This window comes from Sphingobium sp. D43FB (assembly GCF_002312805.1).
Lineage (GTDB): Bacteria > Pseudomonadota > Alphaproteobacteria > Sphingomonadales > Sphingomonadaceae > Sphingobium.
Genome location: NZ_NMUA01000128.1, coordinates 1 through 1,321, shown reverse-complemented (window position 1 = coordinate 1,321; position 1,321 = coordinate 1). Strand labels below are relative to the sequence as shown.

Genomic DNA, 1,321 nt, shown 5'->3' with positions numbered 1-1,321 from the left:
TGAAGCGCCCCGGGTTTCCAGGAGGCTCCAACTTGTGAGAAGGAGCATCCGTTATGAGCAAGACAACCAACAAATTTTCACCTGAAGTCCGCGAGCGGGCGGTTCGTATGGTGGTGGAGCAGCGGGCCGAGTACGGCTCGGAATGGGAAGTGATGAAGTCGATCGCGGCGAAGATCGGCTGCTCGCTGGAGACGCTGCGCCGGTGGTGCCGCGAGGAGGCGAGCCGACGAGCGGGGCCAGCGGCGCTGGCGGCGGATGACCGGGAACGCCTGAGATTGCTGGAGCGCGAAGTGAAGGAACTACGCCGGGCCAACGAGATTTTGCGCAAGGCATCTGCGTATTTTGCGATGGCGGAGCTCGACCGCCCCGGGAGATGATGATGGCGTTCATCGACGTCCATCGCGAGGATTTGGGTATCGAGCCGATCTGCCGGGAACTGGCAATCGCCCCATCCTCCTACCATGAACACGCCGCGCGTAGTGCCGATCCCGGCAGGCGTCCAGCACGTGCGCAGCGTGATGACGAGATCAGGGAGCAGATCAAGCGGGTCCATGAGGCCAGCTTCGGTCTCTATGGCGCACGCAAGGTCTGGCACCAGATGCGGCGTGAAGGCATCATGGTGGCGAAATGCACGGTGGAACGATTAATGCGCGCCATGGGGCTGGCAGGCGTCCGTCGTGGGAAGAAGACGATCACCACCATCAGCAACCCGAAGGCGCCGTGTCCGCTGGACAAGGTCAATCGGGCATTTCGCGTCAGCCGGCCAAACGCCCTGTGGGTCGTCGATTTCACCTACGTGCATACTTGGGCAGGCTTCGTCTATGTCGCCTTCGTGATTGATGCTTTTGCCCGGCGGATTGTCGGATGGAAGGTCAGCACGTCAGCCACTGCCAGCTTCGTTCTGGATGCCCTGGAGCAGGCGATTCATGCCCGCAGGCCAGATCCCGATGATGGACTGATCCACCATAGCGATAGGGGAGTTCAATATCTTGCGATGAACTATACCCAGCGCTTGGCCGAGGCCAAACTCGTCCCCTCGGTCGGTAGCGTAGGTGATTCCTACGACAACGCCTTAGCCGAGACGATCAACGGCCTTTACAAGGCCGAGGTCATCTGGCGGCAGCGATCATGGCCAAGCGTTTCGGCCGTGGAAATGGCAACGCTGCGCTGGGTCGATTGGTACAATAATCACCGGCTCTTCGGCCCTATCGGGCACATCCCGCCCGCTGAGGCCGAAGACAATTACTATGCAGCCCTCGAGAACCTCGATATGGCTGCATAGCCAAATGAAAACTGCCTCCTGAAAACCCGGGGCGCTTCA

At 60.4% G+C, this 1,321-nt stretch carries 1 protein-coding gene and 1 other annotated feature; the gene reads left to right on the top strand.

The window, feature by feature from the left end; all coding sequences use genetic code 11:
• Window positions 1–53 precede the first annotated feature (53 nt).
• Window positions 54–1,282, top strand: a protein-coding gene (locus tag SxD43FB_RS23600) for an IS3 family transposase (RefSeq protein WP_096064161.1) whose coding sequence is annotated in 2 segments (ribosomal slippage) — window positions 54–342 and window positions 342–1,282 — 1,230 coding nt in all. Because the reading frame shifts where the segments join, the coding sequence is not laid out codon by codon here.
• Window positions 335–449 (top strand) — a sequence feature (AL1L pseudoknot). (Overlaps the previous gene by 115 nt.)
• Window positions 1,283–1,321: the final 39 nt, after the last annotated feature.